This window comes from Pseudomonas sp. REP124, assembly GCF_020164475.1.
Lineage (GTDB): Bacteria > Pseudomonadota > Gammaproteobacteria > Pseudomonadales > Pseudomonadaceae > Aquipseudomonas.
Genome location: NZ_JAIQWX010000004.1, coordinates 1 through 17,402, shown reverse-complemented (window position 1 = coordinate 17,402; position 17,402 = coordinate 1). Strand labels below are relative to the sequence as shown.

Below are 17,402 nucleotides of genomic sequence, written 5' to 3'. Positions count from 1 at the left end.
GTACCAGTCACCCTATCCGTACCTGACACACCGCAATCGCGGGCAAGCCCGCTCCCACAAGGTATGTGTACAAATCGATACAGCGTATCGAATTCAAGACATCCTATCCCTAACCCTCGCTGGTTCAGGCTTCGCCCCCTCTTCCCTGTCCGTCTGTATTGATTTCAATACGGCCCTGACTCTCCCGACAAACCAAAAAAACCTATCCAATTGATTTAAAACAAATAAACCAATCTGGCACCACCTTTGCTATCTCTCCCGCAACCCACCCGCTGCCCCCGTGCTGCGGAAAAAACCAGAACAATGAGGAGTGGATATGAGCGAATTACGCTTCACCAGCGATCACGAATGGCTGCGACTTGAAAGCGACGGGCTGGTCACCGTCGGCATCACCGCCTTCGCCCAACAGGCGTTGGGGGATGTGGTGTTCGTGCAACTGGCCGAACTGGGCGCTTTCAGTGCCGGGGTCGAGGTGTCGGTGGTGGAGTCGGTCAAAGCGGCCAGCAGTATCTGCATGCCGGTGGACGGCGAGGTGGTGGAAGTGAATGAACAGCTCGATGGCGATCCGGAGCTGGTGAACAACGACCCAATGAACGAAGGCTGGTTTTTCCGCATGCGCCCCGACGATGCCGCCGCCCTCGACAGCCTCCTCGACCAGGCCGCCTACGACCGCCTGATTCAGGACCAGACCGACGCATGACCGCTTCGCCCCACCCCCTGTAGGAGCGAGCATGCTCGCGATGGTCGTCAACGATAACGCTGGAAACCTGACACCCCGCGTTTTCTCAGGTCCATCGCGAGCAAGCTCGCTCCTACAGGGAACAGAAGAACAAATTCGAGAGCAACCAAAGGACCGCACCATGTTCAGCAAACACGACCAGATCCAGGGCTATGACGACGAACTGCTGGCGGCGATGAACGCCGAGGACGCGCGGCAGGAGCATCACATCGAGTTGATCGCTTCGGAAAACTACACCAGCCGACGGGTGATGCAGGCCCAGGGCAGCGGCCTGACCAACAAGTACGCCGAGGGTTATCCGGGCAAGCGCTACTACGGCGGTTGCGAGCACGTCGATGTGGTCGAGCAACTGGCGATCGATCGCGCCAGACAGCTGTTTGGCGCCGACTACGCCAACGTCCAGCCGCACTCCGGCAGCCAGGCCAACGCCGCGGTGTATCTGGCCCTGCTGCAGGCCGGCGACACCGTGCTGGGCATGAGCCTGGCCCACGGCGGCCACCTGACCCACGGCGCCAAAGTCAGTTTCTCCGGCAAGCTGTATAACGCTGTGCAGTACGGCCTCGACACCGCCACCGGGCTGATCGACTACGACGAGGTGGAGCGCCTCGCGCTTGAGCACCAGCCGAAGATGATCATCGCCGGCTTCTCCGCCTACTCCAAGACCCTGGATTTCCCGCGCTTTCGTGAGATCGCCGACAAGGTCGGCGCCTATCTGTTCGTCGACATGGCCCACGTCGCCGGGCTGGTGGCGACCGGTCTGTATCCGAACCCGATTCCGTTCGCCGACGTGGTGACGACCACCACCCACAAGACCCTGCGCGGTCCCCGTGGCGGCCTGATCCTGGCCAGAGCTAATGCAGAGCTGGAGAAGAAGCTCAACGCCGCCGTGTTTCCCGGCGGCCAGGGTGGTCCGTTGATGCATGTGATCGCGGCCAAGGCGGTGTGTTTCAAGGAAGCGCTGGAGCCGGCATTCAAGGCCTATCAGACCCAGGTGATCCGCAACGCCCAGGCCATGGCCGAGGTCTTCATCAAGCGCGGCTACGATGTAGTGTCCGGCGGCACCGACAACCATCTGTTCCTGGTCAGCCTGATCCGCCAGGGCCTGACCGGCAAAGACGCCGACGCCGCCCTCGGCCGCGCCGGCATCACCGTGAACAAGAACGCCGTGCCCAACGACCCGCAATCGCCCTTCGTGACCTCCGGCCTGCGCATCGGCACCCCGGCCATCACCAGCCGTGGTTTCAAGGAAGCCCAGAGCATCGAGTTGGCCGGCTGGATCTGCGACATCCTCGACCACCTGGGCGATGCCGACGTCGAAGCACAAGTCGCGCGGCAGGCGGCGGCGATGTGCAGCGATTTCCCCGTGTACCGCGACTGATTGGCTGCCACAACCAAACCGAAACACAATCCCTGTAGGAGCGAAGCTTGCCCGCGAAGAGGCCGGCACATCCAGTATTGTTGGAGACTGGCACACCGCTTTCGCGAGCAAGCTTCGCTCCTACAGGTCCTGTGGCGGTTTGAAAGATCGGCATCAGCCACAGGTTTTATGCGTTGGAGCGGATTTCGGTCCATGATGTGCGCACTCGCGTTCATGCATGGAGACCCGGCCCGATGTCATTTGCAGTCCGATCCTGCAGCCTGTCGCTGCTGCTCACCCTCGCCGGATTTGCCGGGGCCGAAGACAGGCCCGAGCACATGGTGTACCTGCGCACCATCGACCCCACCATCGAACAGGACATCCGCTACGCCACCCCACACAACTTCACCGGCCACCCACTCGACGGTTATGAAGCCCCGGAATGCCTGTTGTCGGTGGAAGCAGCCAAGGCCCTTTCCCGCGTACAAACAGCATTGAAAACCAAAGGCTACGGCCTGAAAGTCTTCGACTGCTATCGCCCGGCCCGGGCGGTGGCGGACATGGGCCGATTCGCCACAGAACCCGGCGACCCGCGCAAACCTGAGTTCTACCCGCAAGTCGCCAAGCAGGACTTCTGGCGCCTGGGCTACGTGGCGCGGGTCTCCAATCATTCCAAAGGCAGCACCGTCGACCTGACCCTGACCGGCCCCGGCGCCCTGCCCGCCGACACCTGGTCGCCCGCCGCCAAGCCCGTCGACTGCACCGCACCCTACGCCGAACGCTGGCACGACGGCGCCGTCGACATGGGCACCGGCTTCGATTGCTTCGACGAACGCGCGCACACCGACACCACCCTGATCAACGCAAGCGCCCTGGAAAATCGCCAGCGCCTGACCAAGGCCATGGAAAAGGAAGGCTTCACCGGCTACTCCGCCGAGTGGTGGCATTTCACCTATACGCGGGACGCTTCGTTGAAGACCGTGATGGACTTCCCCATCACGCCGATTGAAGCCAAACCATGAAGCGCCTGATCAAGACCTGTGCCCTGCTGCTGTTGCCCGGTCTTGCGATGGCTCGGGGGCTCGACGACAGTCAGCAACTGATCGTGGTCATCAGCAAGGACTGGGACGCCATCCAGGCCACTGCCCAGCGCTATGAGCGCCACGGTGCCAGGTTCGAAAAGTTCGAAGATCCGTTCCCGGTGGTACTCGGCAAAAGCGGCATGGGCTGGGGCAAGGGAATCGAGCCCATCGACACCGCCCAAGGCCCAAAAAAGCAGGAAGGCGACGGCAAGGCCCCGGCCGGCATGTTCAAACTGGCAACGGCATTTGGCTACGCGCCTTCCGCTGAAACCCGCCTGCCCTACCTGGAACTGACGACAAACATCGAATGCGTGGATGACAGCCAGTCCGGTCGCTACAACCAACTGGTCGACGGCACGACAGTAAGCAAAGACTGGAACAGCTCCGAACGCATGCGCCGCAACGATGACTTGTACCGCCAGGGCATTTTCATCGAGCACAACACCCCGGCCGGACCGAACGCAGGTTCCTGCATTTTCTTCCACATCTGGCGCAGCCCATCGACACCGACTCGTGGCTGCACCGCCATGGCCCCGGCGGATATCCAACGTTTGTTCATCTGGCTCGATCCGCACCGTTCTCCTTTGCTGGTGCAACTGCCGGAATCGGAATACGAACGGCTGCGCGAGCGCTGGAAACTTCCCGAGCGTTGATCAGCCTTCGGACTGCCGAGCGGCCTGGTATTCGCCATTTGCTCTGACGCAACCTGTGCCAGGTATCGATGAAGGGCGTCACGATCAGGCCCCAGATCGTCAGGTAACGCTGATCCCCCGCCTCTCCGGTGCCGAAACGAATCGCCTCGGGCTTCGAATGGGTGACGTAGAGGGTGCCGAACATCCAGTCCCAGAGTGACAGGTTGACCGCGAAATTCTTGTTGTGATGCTTGCGTGCGTCGCTGTGATGAATCTGATGCTGCGCCGGGCTGTTGATCACGTGTTCGACCGCCGGCCCGAAGGACAGCCAGACATGACTGTGTCGCAGGTTGGCCGCCAGGGCATTGAAGATGAACACGATGTAGGTCACCCCGAACAACGTGTAGCGGCTGATCTCGCCGCCACAGGCGTACCAGAAGATGCCGGCGAAGGCGCCGATGAAAACGATGTCCATCAGCCGCTCGATGATTTTCTCCACGAAATGCACTCGGCTGGCCGTGACTGGAACCATTACCGGCGCCGAATGGTGAACCTTGTGGAATGCCCACAGGTAGCGCGAATGGTAGGCGCGATGGGCCCAGTACTGCGCGAAGTCCTGCACCACAAAAACCCCCAGGCCATAGAGCAGCGTTAATGCCAAATGCTCTTCGACCTGCACCCGCGCGCCCCAGAGCTGGGTGAAGAAATGCACGTAATCCAGGGAGCGCAGCACATAGGGATCCACCAGCCCCACGATCGGCACCACCAGCACGACCTTGAGAATCGCGCGCACGAAGTAATAGCGGCAGTCGAGCAGTGCAGAGGGATGAAAATGCACCCGGTTGCCGCCCAGGAACGCCCAGAACGTCGGCGCATCGCTCAGGCCGCGGGCCTTTCGATAGCGATACAGGCCGTAGGCAACGGTGTAGGAGGTAAACAGAAAGGCCACGCACAGACGGCCATTGAGGTCGAACAGGCCGAGGAACTGCTCGCTGACTGGCGCGATGATCCACCTGAACAGGTGCTGGTAAAACAGTGCAAACACATCCATGAAAGGCAGCCCTCGGAAGTTCTGCATCCCTGGCGGTAGATGACGGAATAACCGTAGGAGCGAGCTTGCTCGCGAAAAACGCAAAGACGCCGCAGGGAATCTGGCTTCCCGCGTCATCGTTAACGTCCATCGCGAGCGTGCTCGCTCCTACAGGGGTATCACCGAGTGTAGCTGTTGTTGCGGATGTTTCTTGTTCACCCGTCGTGGGAGCAGGTGTTCATGAGGTTGTACAACTGCGGCCGGCGGTCGCGGTGCAGGTCATTGCGCTGGCTGATGCGCTTGTTGCGCGCCTCGGCGAGGTTCAGGCTGGCCAGCAGCATCTGTTCGCCGCCCTGCTCCGCCGGTCCGGCCACTGGATAGCCGTCGGCGTCGACGATCACCGAACCTTGCACCCAACTCACGCCACGCTCGTGACCGTGGCGGTCGCAGGCGGCAATGAACATGCGGTTCACCGAGGCGTTGGCCTGAACCCGCAGGACTTCCGCCGGGCGCTCGGTCAGTGGTCGTGGACCGTCAGGCCAGTTGACCGGCGCGCAAAGCAGGTTCGCACCGGCCAGCGCCGGCAAGCGCACCCACTCCGGGAACTCCAGGTCGTAGCAGATCAGCACGCCGATGCGCCCGTGGACGGTGTCGATAACCGGCGGTGCGGCATCACCGGCTGTGAAGATGTCCTTCGCGGCATCCCACAGATGCGCCTTGCGGTACACCGCGCGCAGGCCCTGGGCATCGATCAGCGCAGCGCTGTTGGCCAGTTCGTCGCCGGGCAGGCGCTCACAGAAACCGCCCACCACTACAAGGTTCAGCTCCCGCGCCAACGCCTGCCACAGTTGCAGGGTCGGCCCGTCGCGGGTTTCCGCCAGGGCCAGGGCTTCGACGCGGCCTTCGAATACATAACCGCTCTGCACCAGCTCCGGCAGCACCACCACCTGGGCGCCTTGCAGAGCTGCCGAGCGGATGGCCCGCTCGGTCAGGCTGCGGTTGTGTGCGAGGTCGCCGACTTTCGGTGCCAGTTGGCAGCAGGCGACCACCGTGTTTTTTACAGCGTTCAACGCAGCGCCTCCGCAGATGAATGGGTCATGGCGACAATGTCCTTTTCGCTGATCGTCTCGATGACCCGGCGCTCGGCGTCCAGGTCCAGCGAGCGGCTGAGGATGTAATAGGTCAGGCCCGATACCACTAGCCCCACCAGCCAGGCGATGTCGACGCCTTCTAGCACCCGCGCCAGCGGCCCGACGAACACTTCTTTGCCGGCGGCGGCATCGAAGATGTAGAAGAACGGCACCATCGCGGCAAAGCCGATCAGGTACGAGACGATGCCGCGAAATTGCCAGGCGCCGTAGATGCCCTTCGGCGTGAAGAAATGCGGGATCGCGTAGCGGCCTTTGCGCACGAAGAAGTAGTCCACCAGATTGACTGCGGTCCACGGCACGAGGAAGTACAGCAGCAAGACAAGAAAGGTGTTCAACAGCGCAATCCCGTCACCCTTGATCGACAGCACGCAGGTCAACAGGATGAGGCTGATGGCGCTGATCGACAGCACCCGGGCGCGGGGTGTCGGGTTGATCTTCTTGATCGAGTCGACACCGGTCAGCAGCGTCAGCATGGCGCTGTAGGTGTTCAGCGCGATGATCGGCAGGAAGCCCGCCACCGACACGATGACCAACACGCTGCCCAGCCCCGGCATCATCGAGGAGCCGACCTGGTTCAGCGCCACCAGCGCATCCGCCGCTTTCAGTTCCTGGGCCAGCCAGGCACCCAGACCAATCATCCAGCTGCCGGACAACGAAGCGCCGATGAACACCGCCGCGATCAGTTTCGGCCGGCTGGTGTTTTTCGGCAGGTAGCGCGAGTAATCGGACACGTACGGTGCATAGGAAATGTTGTAGCTGGCGCCGATGGCGAACAGCGTCGCGAAGGCAATCCAGTTGAAGCCCAGCTCGGTCGTCGGGGCGACGCCTTCGGTGCCCGCGCCGAACATCAGGGCGATGGTCACCAGCGCATACAACGGCAGGGTCGCCAGCAAGGCCCATTTGAAGGCCTTGTGCATCAGGTCGTGACCGTAGATCGACAACAGCGAGCCGACGGCCACCACAGCCACGGCGACGATCACCGGATTGAAGCCGAACACGTGTTCCAGCCCGTTCATGATCAGCGAGATGTTGACCACGTTGAAGCCGACGAACACGAACATGGTCGCCATCAATGCCAGGATCACCCCGCGATAACCGAACTGGGCACGGGACTGGATCATCTGCGGCAGGCCCATCTCCGGCCCTTGGGAACCATGGAACGCCATGAAAATAGTGCCGAACATGATGCCCAAGGCGCCGGCCAGCATGGTCCACAGCGCCGACAGGCCGAGGCTCGGGCCGACGAAACCGATGGAGATGGTGAAGAAGTGGAAATTGCCGAGGAACCAGAACGGCCCTTGGCTTGAGAGTTTGGCGTGGCGTTCGTTTTCCGGAATGTAGTCGATCGAGTGACCTTCGATGGCCAATCCGCTGCCGACCTCGGTGGCCTGTGCAGAAAGTGGGGACCCTGACATACGATGGTTCCTATGCAGTTGATGTTGTTTTTGTTGTGGGTGCAGCGGCCGTTTCGACATCCAGATCAGGTGAAACTCCAGAAAAAGCTGACGATGACCCTGGTTTCCCTGCAATGTATGGCGTCGGTCAGGGCAATAAAATATCGCAGGCACACTGTTTACATAGATCCGCATCTGTGTAATCGCACATCGGGAGCCCCCATGCTGGGAACTGTAACGGAGCTGGATCTGCGCTTGATCCGGGTGTTTCTCACCGTCGTCGAGGCCGGCGGGATTTCGGCGGCGCAGACCGCGCTCAACACCACGCAACCGACCATCAGCGCGCAACTGGCGACGCTGGAGGCACGGGTGGGTTTTCGCCTGTGCGAACGGGGTCGCGGCGGGTTTTCGGTGACGCCCAAGGGCGGGCAGTTCGTCGAGGCGGCGCGGCGTTTGCTGGCCGCCGCCGAGGGCTTTCGCGTTGAGGTGCAGCACATCAACCGCAAGGTTTCGGGCAATCTCAACATCGGCCTGCTCGGGCAGATCGACCCGGTGGCGAACAAGAAAATCGGCCAGGCGATCGCCCGCCTCCGGGCCCGGCACGAGGGGCTGTATTTTCATTTCACCGAGCTGTCATCGTCCTTGCTGGAAGAGAAGATCATCAACAGCCATATCGACCTGGCCATCGGTTACTTCTGGCATCGGTTGCCGAATATCGACTACTTCCCGCTGTTCCAGGAAACCCAGATCGCCTACTGCGCGCCGTCGCATCCGCTGTTCGGGCAGGTGGGTGAATTGACTCGGGAGGATGTGAGTCATTACGACTGGGTCTGGCCCAGCCATCCGCTGCCGGAAATGCCGGCGCCCACTTCACTTGAGCGTTTGAGCGTGCTGACCGACAGCATGGATGGGGCGGCGTTGCTGATTCTGTCCGGCCAGCATCTGGGGTTTCTGCCGCAGCACTATGCGGCGCGGCATGAGCAGTTGGGGCAGTTGCATCCGCTCAATCCACAGTTGTTGCGCTATGAGGTGGGGTTTCATGCGGCGGTGCGGCACTCGGCGCGGCAGCGGGATTTGGTGAGTGCGTTTCTCAATGAACTGATCGAGATATTCAATTCGAACCCGTCCCTGTAGGAGCGAGCATGCTCGCGATGGTCGTTAACGATAACGCGGGGAACCTGATACCCCGCGGTGCCCTTCAGTCCATCGCGAGCATGCTCGCTCCTACAGGGGCGGTGGTGGTGTTAGAAGCGGATTTCGGCGGTGGAAACAACATCAACCCGCGCCACCGAGCTGCTCAGGTCCGCCCAGTCGCGGTTGTGTTCGGCAATGATGTCTTCGGCCTTCACATTGCCGTTGTCCACGGTGGAATGCGCATCGCCCGCCAGCACCACGTCGTAACCCAATTGATGAGCCTGGCGCAGGGTGGCGTTCACGCAGTAATCGGTCTGCAGGCCGCAGATGATCAGGCGTTCGAAATCCTCCACCGGCAAAAGCTGCTGCAGGTTGGTCTGGTAGAACGAATCGCCGGTGGTCTTGAACACGCGATGATCCTTGGGCGAGGTTTGCAGCCCTTCGGCCAGTTGCCAGCTCGGGGCGCCGTGTTTGAACAGCTCGCCCTCTTCCTCGTGCTGGATCAGCACCACCGGGATCCCGGCGCTGCGTGCCCTGGCGCTCAGGCCGTTGATGGTGTCGATGATCCGTTTGATCTCATGACACTCGTACTCGCCCGAGCACAAAGCCTGTTGAACATCGATGATCAGCAATGCGGTGGTCATGGTCCTTCCTTGAGAAGTGAGTGAATCAGGGGACGAACATAGGCCCGTCCCCTGTTAAACACAACACTCAGTAGCCCAGCGACAACCCGGTGTTACGCCGTGGATCGTTGGCGCCGTAATAGCGGTTCTTGCCGACGGGTTTACCGTCCAGCGAAGGCGCCCCGACGATGATCGCCGCCAGATGGTTGGCATCCTGGGGACCGGCGAACTTGTGGCCCCAGCTTTCGAGGATCTTCACCGTGTCCGGGCTGGTGGTGAAGGCCTCGAGGTTGGTTTCCTCCGGCAGCCATTGCTGGTGGAAACGCGGTGCATCGACCGCTTCCTGGATGTTCATGCCGTAATCGATCACGTTGAGCATGGTCAGCAGGGTCGCGGTGATGATGCGACTGCCGCCGGGGGTGCCGACGACCATCACCACTTTGCCGTCCTTGGTCACGATGGTCGGGCTCATGGACGACAGCGGCGCCTTGCCGGGCGCGATCGCGTTGGCTTCGCCCTGCACCAGGCCGTACATGTTCGGCACGCCGACTTTGGAGGTGAAGTCGTCCATTTCGTCGTTGAGGATGACCCCGGTCTTGCTGGCCATGACCCCGGCACCGAACCAGTCGTTGAGGGTGTAGGTCACCGACACCGCGTTGCCCCACTTGTCGACGATGGAGTAATGGGTGGTGTTGCTGCCTTCATGGGGCGCCACGCCGGGCTTGAGCTCCTTGGAGTTGGCGGCCTTCTGCGGGTTGATCGCTTCACGCAGCTTGGTCGCGTAGTTTTTGTCGAGCAGGTGGGCAATCGGGTTTTTCACGAAATCCGGGTCGCCCAGGTAGCTGTTGCGGTCGACATAGGCGTGACGCATCGCTTCGATCTGGTAGTGCATGCCCTGGGCCGAGTGATAGCCCAGATCCTTCATCGGATAGCCTTCGAGGATGTTCATGATCTGGCAGATCACCACGCCACCGGAGCTGGGCGGCGGTGCCGAGACCACGTGATAGCCGCGGTAGTCGCACTCGATGGGCGCCAGTTCCCGGGTCTTGTATTTGTCCAGGTCAGCCTGGGTGATGATGCCCTTGTTGGCCTGGCTGGAGGTGACGATGGCGTCGGCCACCCAACCTTTGTAGAAGCCGTCGGCGCCCTTGTCGGAAATGGTCCGCAGGGTTTTCGCCAGATCTTTCTGCACGAGTTTCTGCCCGACCTGCATCGGCTCGCCGTTGCTCAGGAAGATAGAGCCGGAGTCTTTCATGTCCTTCTTGAACACGTCGGTGGCGTACTCCAGCAGATCGACGTCGCCCTGCTCCAGCACGAAGCCGTCTTCGGCGAGTTTGATCGCCGGCGCAATCACGTCCTTGCGCGGTTTGGTGCCGTATTTGCTCAGGGCCAGTTCCATGCCGGACACGGTGCCCGGCACGCCGACGGCCAGGTGGCCACGGGTGCTCAGGTCCGGAACGACGTTGCCGTCCTTGTCCAGGTACATGTTGGCGGTGGCGGCCAGCGGGGCTTTTTCCCGGAAGTCGAGGAAGGTCTTGCGCCCGTCCGCCAGTTGAATGGTCATGAAACCGCCGCCCCCCAGGTTACCCGCCGCCGGGTACACCACGGCCAGCGCATAGCCCACCGCGACCGCGGCATCGACGGCGTTGCCGCCGCTCTTGAGCACATCCACGCCGACGTGGCTGGCCAGATGCTGGGCAGTGACCACCATGCCGTTTTCGGCGGCAACCGGAGCGACGGAGGCGGCATGGGCCGTCAGGCAGCTGAGCGCCAACGAGGTCGCAATCAGCGTTTTGGCAAAAGGTTCGTACTTCATGAGTCGGTCTCTTGTTGTTTTAGGGCCCTGCGTTTGAGGGAAGCTTCAAGCAGTACGAAGTATGGTCAAGATTGCGTATTGCGCCTCCCGGACGACGCAGTATCCTTAACGCCTGTTCAACAATCCGGCGCGGCACTTGGCATGACTTACACCTACACCACCCTGGCCTCCCCGGTCGGCGAGTTGAAGCTGGTGGCGAACGGTTCGCGACTGGCGGCCATCCTCTGGGAAAACGACAAACCCGGCCGGGTGCGCCTCGGCCCGATGAGCGAAGCGCCGGACAATCCGATCCTGATCCGCACAGCCGAGCAACTGCGCGAATATTTCGCCGGGACGCGCAATCGATTCGAGCTGGAGCTGGATTTCGCCGGGACGGACTTCCAGAAAAAGGTCTGGGCGGCGCTGCTGACCATTCCCTTCGGCGAGACCCGCAGCTACAGCCAGATCGCCGAACAGATCGGCAATCCGAGCGCGGTGCGGGCGGTGGGAGCGGCGAATGGCCGGAACCCGATTTCGATCATTGCGCCCTGTCATCGGGTGATCGGCGCGTCGGGGAAACTCACGGGGTTTGCCGGCGGGCTTGAGGCGAAGGAGATGTTGCTGACGCTGGAAGGATGCGAGCTTAAGGAATCCAGCAGGATGGACGATCTGTTCCCGGCCTGACCCGGTCCATGTAGCAGTTGGTACATTGTGGCGAGGGGGCTTGTCGAAACGTCGCACCGCCCCGTTGGACTGCGCAGCAGGCCCATCTTTTGGGGACCGCTTCGCGCTCCAACGGGGGCAAGCCCCCTCGCCACAAATGCTACAGGTTCTCATGTAAGTTGAGCTTTGAATTCCTTCAGGTACTGAGTCGCCAGCGTCTCTTTCTGTTTATCGTCAAGCAGCTTGCCCGCCATCTGGAAGAACCTCTGCTCTTCTTCCTTGAGGTGATGGTGCACTTTATCCGACAGCTTCTTCGCGGTCGCCAGCCAGGCCGGGCTGGACATTTCGGTCTCGTCCAGTTCCTCCATCATTTCATCCATTTCATGATGCTCGGCAATCGCGTGGCGACTGAGGTCGACGCCGTTGTCGAACTCCATCAGCGGAATATAGAAATGCCGCTCTTCAGCGGTTTCATGGGCCTGCAATTCTGATTTGAGCTGCTTGTAGGCCTCGACCCGCTCCGGGGTGTCGCCGCTGGTCTGGATCAATGCCTTGGCATAGGAACGCTGGCGCTCATGGCTCTCGCGCAGGGCTTCGAAAATGTTCACGGAGGGTCCTCATCGGTCGCACTCTGGAATGGCGCGTCTGAATAAATGACATCTGCGCATTGGCGACGGTTCCTCGCTTTTTTGCTGATGGAAGATTGGCGGCGACCACGATAGGCTGCGGATTCACAGCCATACGGATATAGCCATGACATTGCGGATCGAGTTCACCCCCACTCCCACCGAAGAGGAACGCCAGGCGATCCTGAAGCCGCTGCGCGCCTATAACGCATCGAAGGCGGACGGCGCGATTCCCGAGCACGTTGCCCTGCTGGTGCGCGACGAGAACGACCAGATCCTCGGCGGGCTCTATGCGCGGTTGTTTTATCAGTGGTTGTTCATTGACCTGCTGTCGGTGCCGGAGCAGGCCCGGGGACAGGGCATGGGCACGCGGTTGATGCAGATGGCCGAGGACCTGGCGCGGGAGAGAAAGTGCGTTGGACTGTGGCTCGACACCTTTGAATTCCAGGCGCCGGAGTTCTACCGCAAATGCGGTTACAGCGAGATCGGCCACATCGCCGACTACCCGCCGGGTCACAGGCATTTCTTCTTCCAGAAACGCCTGAATTACTGATTACACACATCCCCTGTAGGAGCGAGCATGCTCGCGATGGACGCAAGAACACCGCGGGGCATCAGGCAGCCAACGTTATCGTTAACGACCATCGCGAGCAAGCTCGCTCCTACAGTTGAATGCGTGCGCCAGTCACAAGCAGGTAGCAACTGCTGCCAACCGGCGCTTGGCAACGAAATCATCCTGCTGCGCGTAGTAGCTCAATACCGTACCCGAAGCATCGGTCGTCACGTCCACAAAGGACTCCGCCGAGCGCGTATACACCGTCGTGCCACCGTTCTCCCGTGGCTCCAGATAGCCGCTGGCATCCACGCCGAACACCGTTTCGTCCTGCCAGGAAAACTGCACGCACTGGGCCACGACTTTTTCCGGTTTGTCCGAGTTGAGGGTCTTGTACGGGGGTTTGCCGCGGGCGTCGCTCATTACCGAGCCTGCACAACCGGCCAGCATTGTCGCGGCCAGCGCCACCATCAGAATTCGCATTGCGTTCGCTCGTCAGAAAAAAGCGGACTGTATCACTGTGGCGGCCGGTGTCGTTCTGCTTTACTGCATACATCTACCGAAGGAGCGACCATGGCAGTACCCGAAGAACATCATGAACAGGCACTGAAACGCTTTCTCGATGAGCGCCCCGAATTGCGTGAGGAGCTCGACCACCTGAACCCCCTGCTCGCCCAGGCCAAGGGTGAGACGCTTGAGCAGTTTCGTGACGAGCGCCTGCATGAAGCGTTCGAGGCCGAAGCCGAGCGTCTTGGTCTGTTTGCCTGGGAACTGACCTTGCAACTGACCGCCGCGACACCCGAAGAGTACGAAACCCAGCGCCGGGAAGTGCACCGGGAAGTGGCGGAGATGGCGCGGATGGATTGGCTGGAGTATTGCGACCTGTATGGGATCAAACCCTGACCAGGTTGCTGATTTTGCATCGTTCGGGCGGGCCTCTTCGCGGGCAAGCTCGCTCCCACAGGTTTCGTGTCAAAGCCGCAACTGTCGGCATCTCATCAATCCTTGTGGGAGCGGGCTTGCCCGCGATGGAGCCAGTACAGCCAACATCGATTTAGCCGCCCCGCCGATAAAGCTTTATCATGGCCGCAGTTTCACTGATCGAGTCCGTCATGAAGTTCGCCATTTCCGTGTTTTCCGCCGCCCACGCGCCCTCCTCGCGCCGCGCCTTGCAGTTCGCCCAGGCGGCGCTCGCCGGCGGGCATGAGATTGTCCGGCTGTTTTTCTACCAGGAAGGCGTCTACAACGCGTCCAGCAGCGTGGTCACGCCCCAGGACGAGCTGGACTTGCCCAAGCAATGGCGCGCTTTCGTCAGCGATCATCAACTCGACGGCGTGGTCTGCATCGCCGCCGCCCTGCGCCGTGGCGTGCTGAACGAGGAAGAAGCCCGGCGCTATCAGCGTGAAGCGGTGGCCGTCGACAAGCCATGGGAGCTCTCCGGCCTCGGCCAGTTGCATGACGCGGTGCAGGATGCCGACCGCCTGATCTGTTTTGGAGGCGCGTGAAAATGGTCAAATCCCTGTTGATCATCAGCCGCCAGGCGCCATGGTCCGGCACCGCTGCCCGGGAAGCGCTGGACATCGTGCTGGCCGGAGGCGCCTTCGATCTGCCGATCGGCCTGCTGTTCCTCGATGACGGCGTGTTCCAGCTCGCCCCTCGCCAGAACGCCAAGGCTCTGCAACAGAAAGACCTGAGCGCCAATCTGCAGGCCTTGCCGATGTTCGGTGTCGAAGAACTCTTTGCCTGCGCCGACAGCGTTGCGCAACGCGGCCTGCACCCGAGCGCGCTGTCGCTGGAAGAGGCCCGGGTATTGGCCGCCGCGGACATCACCGCCCTCATTGACCGTTACGACCAGGTGATCACCCTCTGATGTCGACCTTGCATGTGTTGTCTCATTCCCCTTTCGGCGACGATCGCCTGGGCAGTTGCCTGCGCCTGATCGGCGCCGCCGACGCCCTGCTGCTGTCCGGCGACTCGGCCTACGCTCTGCAGCCCGGCACTGAGCCATTCAAGGCCCTCGAAGCTCGCGGCCTGAAACTCTACATCCTCGCCGAAGATGCCGAAGCCCGCGCCATCGCGGTGCCGGACTGGGCCGAAGCGATCGATTACCCGGCCTTCGTCGAGCTGTCGATCCACCACGACAAGGTCAACAGCTGGCTATGAAGGTATTGACCGTCGGCGCCCGCGCCATCGAGTTGGACAAGGACGGCTTCCTGGTCGAATTGAGCGATTGGTCGGCTGAAGTCGCCAGCGCCCTGGCGGCCGCCGAAGACATCCAGCTCACCCCGGCCCACTGGGAAGTGCTCGAACTGCTGCGCAGTTTCTACGCCGAATTCCAGCTGTCGCCCGCCACTCGCCCGCTGATCAAATACACCGCCTTGAAGCTCGGCCCAGACAAGGGCAACAGCCTGCACCTGAACCAACTGTTCAAAGGCACCCCCGCCAAACTCGCCGCGAAACTGGCGGGACTGCCCAAACCGACGAATTGCCTATGACCGACTATCCAGCGCTGACCCTCGAAACGCCCGCCGAACACCCCTTCGCCCAGTTCGTGCGGATCCTCGGCAAAGGCAAGCGCGGCGCCCGCGACCTGACCCGTGAAGAAGCCCGCGCCGCCATGGGCATGGTCCTCGACGAGCAAGTCGAGGCCACCCAATTGGGCGCGTTCCTGATGCTGTTGCGCCACAAGGAAGAAAGCGCCGAGGAAATGGCCGGCTTCACCGAGGCCCTGCGTGAGCGCTTGCAGGCGCCGGCTCTGAAAGTCGATCTGGACTGGCCGACCTATGCCGGCAAGAAGCGTCATTTGCCGTGGTACCTGCTGGCGGCCAAGTGCCTGGCGCAGAACGGCGTGCGGATTTTCATGCACGGGGGCGGCGCGCATACGGCGGGTCGGCTGTACAGCGAGCAATTGCTGGAAACGCTGCAGATTCCGCTTTGCCGCAACTGGCAGCAAGTGGGTTCGGCTCTGGACAACGGTGGCCTGGCCTTCATGCCGCTGGTGGACTGGGCGCCGCAGCTGCAGCGCATGATCGACCTGCGTAATACCCTGGGCCTGCGCTCGCCGATCCACTCCCTGGCGCGGATTCTAAATCCGTTGGGCGCCCGCTGCGGCCTGCAAAGCATTTTCCATCCCGGCTATCAGGCGGTGCACCGCGAAGCCAGCGGCCTGCTCGGCGACACGGCGATCGTGATCAAGGGCGATGGCGGCGAGATCGAGATCAACCCCGATGCCGCCAGCCATCTGTACGGCACCGCGAACGGCGAAAGCTGGGATGAGGAATGGCCACAGCTGTCGAGCCAGCGCCACGTCAAACCCGCCAGCCTGGACCCCGAGCATCTAAAAGCCGTCTGGCGCGGCGATGTGGTCGACAGCTACCCGCAAATGGCGCTGATCTCCACCATGGCCCTGGCCCTGCGCGGTCTGGGTCAGCCCCGCGAACAAGCCTTCGAAACCGCCCAACGCTATTGGGATGCGCGGAACAAATCGATTTAACCGATAGTTACTCTTCGATCTTTGCGCTTTTTTATCGAACCTATTTCACTAGACTCTTCTCCAACGCTTATTGGTTGAGGAGTCTTGAACATGGGTTTGCTAGTCGAAGGTCAATGGCAGGACAAGTGGTACGAAAGCAGCAAGGACGGCGCGTTCCAGCGTGAACAGGCGCAGCGCCGCAACTGGGTGACCGCTGACGGCCAGCCAGGCCCGAGCGGTGTCGGAGGCTTTGCCGCCGAAGCCGGGCGCTACCACCTCTATGTTTCCCTGGCCTGTCCGTGGGCCCATCGCACGCTGATCCTGCGCAAGCTCAAGGGCCTGGAAAGCCTGATCGATGTGTCGGTGGTCAGTTGGTTGATGCTGGAAAACGGCTGGACCTTCGACAAGTCCCTGGGCTCCACCGGCGACAAGCTCGACAACTTCGAATTCATGCATCAGCGCTACACCGCCGACACTGCCGATTACACCGGTCGCGTGACCGTGCCGGTACTTTGGGACAAGCAGCAGAAGCGCATCGTCAGCAATGAATCGGCGGAAATCATCCGCATGTTCAACAGCGCCTTCGATGACCTGACCGGCAACGACCTGGACTTCTACCCGCAACCGCTGCGCGCCGAGATCGACACGCTGAACGAGCGCATTTATCCCGCAGTGAACAACGGCGTGTACCGCGCCGGATTCGCCACGTCACAGCAGGCTTATGAAGAAGCCTTCGATGAAGTGTTTGCCGAGCTGGTTCATCTGGAAACGCTGCTAGGTGCCAATCGTTATCTGGCGGGCGAGTACCTGACCGAAGCGGACATCCGTTTATTCACGACGATGATTCGCTTTGACGCGGTGTACCACGGGCACTTCAAGTGCAATCTGCGGCGCATCGCCGATTATCCGAACCTGTCGAACTGGCTGCGGGAGATGTATCAGTGGCCGGGGATCGCCGAGACGGTGGACTTCACCCACATCAAGAACCACTACTACGGCAGTCACAAGACCATCAACCCGACGGGTGTGGTGCCGAAAGGGCCGGAGCAGGATTTCACCGTGGCCCATGATCGGGCGCGGTTGAGTGGGAAAGGGGTTTGGCGTGAGGCTTGAGATTTTTTGCAGGCTTTAAGGGCCCCATCGCGGGCAAG

General features: G+C 61.4%; 21 protein-coding genes. 14 read left to right on the top strand and 7 right to left on the bottom strand.

Annotation, left to right across the window (positions count from 1 at the left end):
* Positions 1-316 precede the first annotated feature (316 nt).
* From gcvH to K9857_RS01820, 4 genes are all read left to right on the top strand, one after another.
* Positions 317-700: a glycine cleavage system protein GcvH gene (gcvH, locus tag K9857_RS01835; protein WP_224533205.1), complete on the top strand. Its 384-nt coding sequence runs from the start codon at positions 317-319 to the stop codon at positions 698-700.
* A 160-nt stretch (positions 701-860) separates the two neighbouring features.
* A complete protein-coding gene (gene glyA, locus K9857_RS01830) occupies positions 861-2,117 on the top strand; it encodes a serine hydroxymethyltransferase (RefSeq protein WP_224533204.1) in 1,257 nt (418 codons plus the stop codon).
* Between the two features lie 233 nt (positions 2,118-2,350).
* The gene (locus K9857_RS01825; protein ID WP_224533203.1) at positions 2,351-3,118 is read left to right on the top strand and encodes a M15 family metallopeptidase; all 768 of its coding nucleotides are present in this window, start codon (positions 2,351-2,353) and stop codon (positions 3,116-3,118) included.
* Complete coding sequence (locus K9857_RS01820; protein WP_224533202.1) at positions 3,115-3,831, top strand: L,D-transpeptidase; 717 nt, start codon at positions 3,115-3,117, stop codon at positions 3,829-3,831. Before K9857_RS01825 ends, K9857_RS01820 begins: the two co-directional genes overlap by 4 nt.
* Here the strand turns inward: K9857_RS01820 and K9857_RS01815 are convergent.
* The 3 genes from K9857_RS01815 to K9857_RS01805 all read right to left on the bottom strand — a co-directional run bounded on the left by K9857_RS01815 (position 3,734) and on the right by K9857_RS01805 (position 7,406).
* On the bottom strand, positions 3,734-4,861 hold the full coding sequence (locus K9857_RS01815; RefSeq protein WP_224533201.1) for a sterol desaturase family protein: 1,128 nt from the start codon (positions 4,859-4,861) through the stop codon (positions 3,734-3,736). The two genes, K9857_RS01820 and K9857_RS01815, sit on opposite strands and share 98 nt — an antisense overlap.
* 194 nt (positions 4,862-5,055) lie before the next feature.
* Positions 5,056-5,910 (bottom strand): nitrilase family protein, encoded by an 855-nt coding sequence (locus tag K9857_RS01810; RefSeq protein WP_224533200.1) that lies wholly within the window; start codon positions 5,908-5,910, stop codon positions 5,056-5,058.
* Positions 5,907-7,406 (bottom strand): purine-cytosine permease family protein, encoded by a 1,500-nt coding sequence (locus K9857_RS01805; RefSeq protein ID WP_224533199.1) that lies wholly within the window; start codon positions 7,404-7,406, stop codon positions 5,907-5,909. The genes K9857_RS01810 and K9857_RS01805 overlap by 4 nt, the downstream gene beginning before the upstream one ends.
* Before the next feature lie 201 nt (positions 7,407-7,607).
* Between K9857_RS01805 and K9857_RS01800 the strand changes: the two genes are divergently transcribed.
* Positions 7,608-8,519 (top strand): LysR family transcriptional regulator, encoded by a 912-nt coding sequence (locus tag K9857_RS01800; RefSeq protein WP_224533198.1) that lies wholly within the window; start codon positions 7,608-7,610, stop codon positions 8,517-8,519.
* Positions 8,520-8,629: 110 nt separating this feature from the next.
* Here the strand turns inward: K9857_RS01800 and K9857_RS01795 are convergent, their stop codons facing one another.
* Both K9857_RS01795 and ggt read right to left on the bottom strand, forming a co-directional pair.
* Complete coding sequence (locus K9857_RS01795) at positions 8,630-9,163, bottom strand: cysteine hydrolase family protein (RefSeq protein ID WP_224533197.1); 534 nt, start codon at positions 9,161-9,163, stop codon at positions 8,630-8,632.
* A 67-nt stretch (positions 9,164-9,230) separates the two neighbouring features.
* Complete coding sequence (gene ggt, locus K9857_RS01790) at positions 9,231-10,958, bottom strand: gamma-glutamyltransferase (RefSeq protein ID WP_224533196.1); 1,728 nt, start codon at positions 10,956-10,958, stop codon at positions 9,231-9,233.
* Positions 10,959-11,099: 141 nt separating this feature from the next.
* Here ggt and K9857_RS01785 point away from each other — a divergent pair, with 141 nt between their 5' ends.
* Positions 11,100-11,621, top strand: a complete 522-nt coding sequence (locus tag K9857_RS01785) for a methylated-DNA--[protein]-cysteine S-methyltransferase (protein ID WP_224533195.1) — start codon at positions 11,100-11,102, stop codon at positions 11,619-11,621.
* Between the two features lie 149 nt (positions 11,622-11,770).
* Here the strand turns inward: K9857_RS01785 and K9857_RS01780 are convergent, their stop codons facing one another.
* On the bottom strand, positions 11,771-12,208 hold the full coding sequence (locus K9857_RS01780) for a hemerythrin domain-containing protein (protein ID WP_224533194.1): 438 nt from the start codon (positions 12,206-12,208) through the stop codon (positions 11,771-11,773).
* A gap of 145 nt (positions 12,209-12,353) precedes the next feature.
* On the opposite strand from K9857_RS01780, the gene K9857_RS01775 reads away from it, so the two are divergent.
* Complete coding sequence (locus K9857_RS01775; RefSeq protein WP_224533193.1) at positions 12,354-12,779, top strand: GNAT family N-acetyltransferase; 426 nt, start codon at positions 12,354-12,356, stop codon at positions 12,777-12,779.
* 132 nt (positions 12,780-12,911) lie between these two features.
* On the opposite strand, the gene K9857_RS01770 is transcribed toward K9857_RS01775, so the two are convergent.
* Entirely contained in the window at positions 12,912-13,262 is a 351-nt protein-coding gene (locus K9857_RS01770; protein ID WP_224533192.1) for a hypothetical protein, read from the bottom strand.
* A 90-nt stretch (positions 13,263-13,352) separates the two neighbouring features.
* Between K9857_RS01770 and K9857_RS01765 the strand changes: the two genes are divergently transcribed.
* The 7 genes from K9857_RS01765 (at position 13,353) to K9857_RS01735 (ending at position 17,364) form a co-directional block, all read left to right on the top strand.
* Entirely contained in the window at positions 13,353-13,682 is a 330-nt protein-coding gene (locus K9857_RS01765; protein WP_224533191.1) for a DUF6388 family protein, read from the top strand.
* A 209-nt stretch (positions 13,683-13,891) separates the two neighbouring features.
* A complete protein-coding gene (gene tusD / locus K9857_RS01760; protein ID WP_224533290.1) occupies positions 13,892-14,284 on the top strand; it encodes a sulfurtransferase complex subunit TusD in 393 nt (130 codons plus the stop codon).
* Positions 14,285-14,286: 2 nt separating this feature from the next.
* Positions 14,287-14,649, top strand: coding sequence for a sulfurtransferase complex subunit TusC (gene tusC / locus K9857_RS01755; RefSeq protein ID WP_224533190.1), 363 nt, complete (start codon positions 14,287-14,289; stop codon positions 14,647-14,649).
* Positions 14,649-14,942: a sulfurtransferase complex subunit TusB gene (gene tusB, locus K9857_RS01750; protein WP_224533189.1), complete on the top strand. Its 294-nt coding sequence runs from the start codon at positions 14,649-14,651 to the stop codon at positions 14,940-14,942. The genes tusC and tusB overlap by 1 nt, the downstream gene beginning before the upstream one ends.
* A complete protein-coding gene (locus tag K9857_RS01745) occupies positions 14,939-15,274 on the top strand; it encodes a TusE/DsrC/DsvC family sulfur relay protein (RefSeq protein WP_224533188.1) in 336 nt (111 codons plus the stop codon). The genes tusB and K9857_RS01745 overlap by 4 nt, the downstream gene beginning before the upstream one ends.
* On the top strand, positions 15,271-16,272 hold the full coding sequence (locus K9857_RS01740) for a glycosyl transferase family protein (RefSeq protein WP_224533187.1): 1,002 nt from the start codon (positions 15,271-15,273) through the stop codon (positions 16,270-16,272). The genes K9857_RS01745 and K9857_RS01740 overlap by 4 nt, the downstream gene beginning before the upstream one ends.
* A 90-nt stretch (positions 16,273-16,362) precedes the next feature.
* A complete protein-coding gene (locus tag K9857_RS01735; protein ID WP_224533186.1) occupies positions 16,363-17,364 on the top strand; it encodes a glutathione S-transferase family protein in 1,002 nt (333 codons plus the stop codon).
* Positions 17,365-17,402 lie beyond the last annotated feature (38 nt).

Coding starts and splice junctions, on each gene's coding strand:
- tusC (WP_224533190.1), top strand. CDS start 14,287: ATGGTCAAATCCCTGTTGATCATCAGCCGCCAGGCGCCATGGTCCGGC.
- ggt (WP_224533196.1), bottom strand. CDS start 10,958: ATGAAGTACGAACCTTTTGCCAAAACGCTGATTGCGACCTCGTTGGCG.
- K9857_RS01825 (WP_224533203.1), top strand. CDS start 2,351: ATGTCATTTGCAGTCCGATCCTGCAGCCTGTCGCTGCTGCTCACCCTC.
- glyA (WP_224533204.1), top strand. CDS start 861: ATGTTCAGCAAACACGACCAGATCCAGGGCTATGACGACGAACTGCTG.
- K9857_RS01775 (WP_224533193.1), top strand. CDS start 12,354: ATGACATTGCGGATCGAGTTCACCCCCACTCCCACCGAAGAGGAACGC.
- K9857_RS01795 (WP_224533197.1), bottom strand. CDS start 9,163: ATGACCACCGCATTGCTGATCATCGATGTTCAACAGGCTTTGTGCTCG.
- K9857_RS01745 (WP_224533188.1), top strand. CDS start 14,939: ATGAAGGTATTGACCGTCGGCGCCCGCGCCATCGAGTTGGACAAGGAC.
- K9857_RS01740 (WP_224533187.1), top strand. CDS start 15,271: ATGACCGACTATCCAGCGCTGACCCTCGAAACGCCCGCCGAACACCCC.
- K9857_RS01800 (WP_224533198.1), top strand. CDS start 7,608: ATGCTGGGAACTGTAACGGAGCTGGATCTGCGCTTGATCCGGGTGTTT.
- tusB (WP_224533189.1), top strand. CDS start 14,649: ATGTCGACCTTGCATGTGTTGTCTCATTCCCCTTTCGGCGACGATCGC.
- K9857_RS01765 (WP_224533191.1), top strand. CDS start 13,353: ATGGCAGTACCCGAAGAACATCATGAACAGGCACTGAAACGCTTTCTC.
- K9857_RS01770 (WP_224533192.1), bottom strand. CDS start 13,262: ATGCGAATTCTGATGGTGGCGCTGGCCGCGACAATGCTGGCCGGTTGT.
- K9857_RS01735 (WP_224533186.1), top strand. CDS start 16,363: ATGGGTTTGCTAGTCGAAGGTCAATGGCAGGACAAGTGGTACGAAAGC.
- K9857_RS01820 (WP_224533202.1), top strand. CDS start 3,115: ATGAAGCGCCTGATCAAGACCTGTGCCCTGCTGCTGTTGCCCGGTCTT.
- K9857_RS01785 (WP_224533195.1), top strand. CDS start 11,100: ATGACTTACACCTACACCACCCTGGCCTCCCCGGTCGGCGAGTTGAAG.
- gcvH (WP_224533205.1), top strand. CDS start 317: ATGAGCGAATTACGCTTCACCAGCGATCACGAATGGCTGCGACTTGAA.
- tusD (WP_224533290.1), top strand. CDS start 13,892: ATGAAGTTCGCCATTTCCGTGTTTTCCGCCGCCCACGCGCCCTCCTCG.
- K9857_RS01805 (WP_224533199.1), bottom strand. CDS start 7,406: ATGTCAGGGTCCCCACTTTCTGCACAGGCCACCGAGGTCGGCAGCGGA.
- K9857_RS01815 (WP_224533201.1), bottom strand. CDS start 4,861: ATGGATGTGTTTGCACTGTTTTACCAGCACCTGTTCAGGTGGATCATC.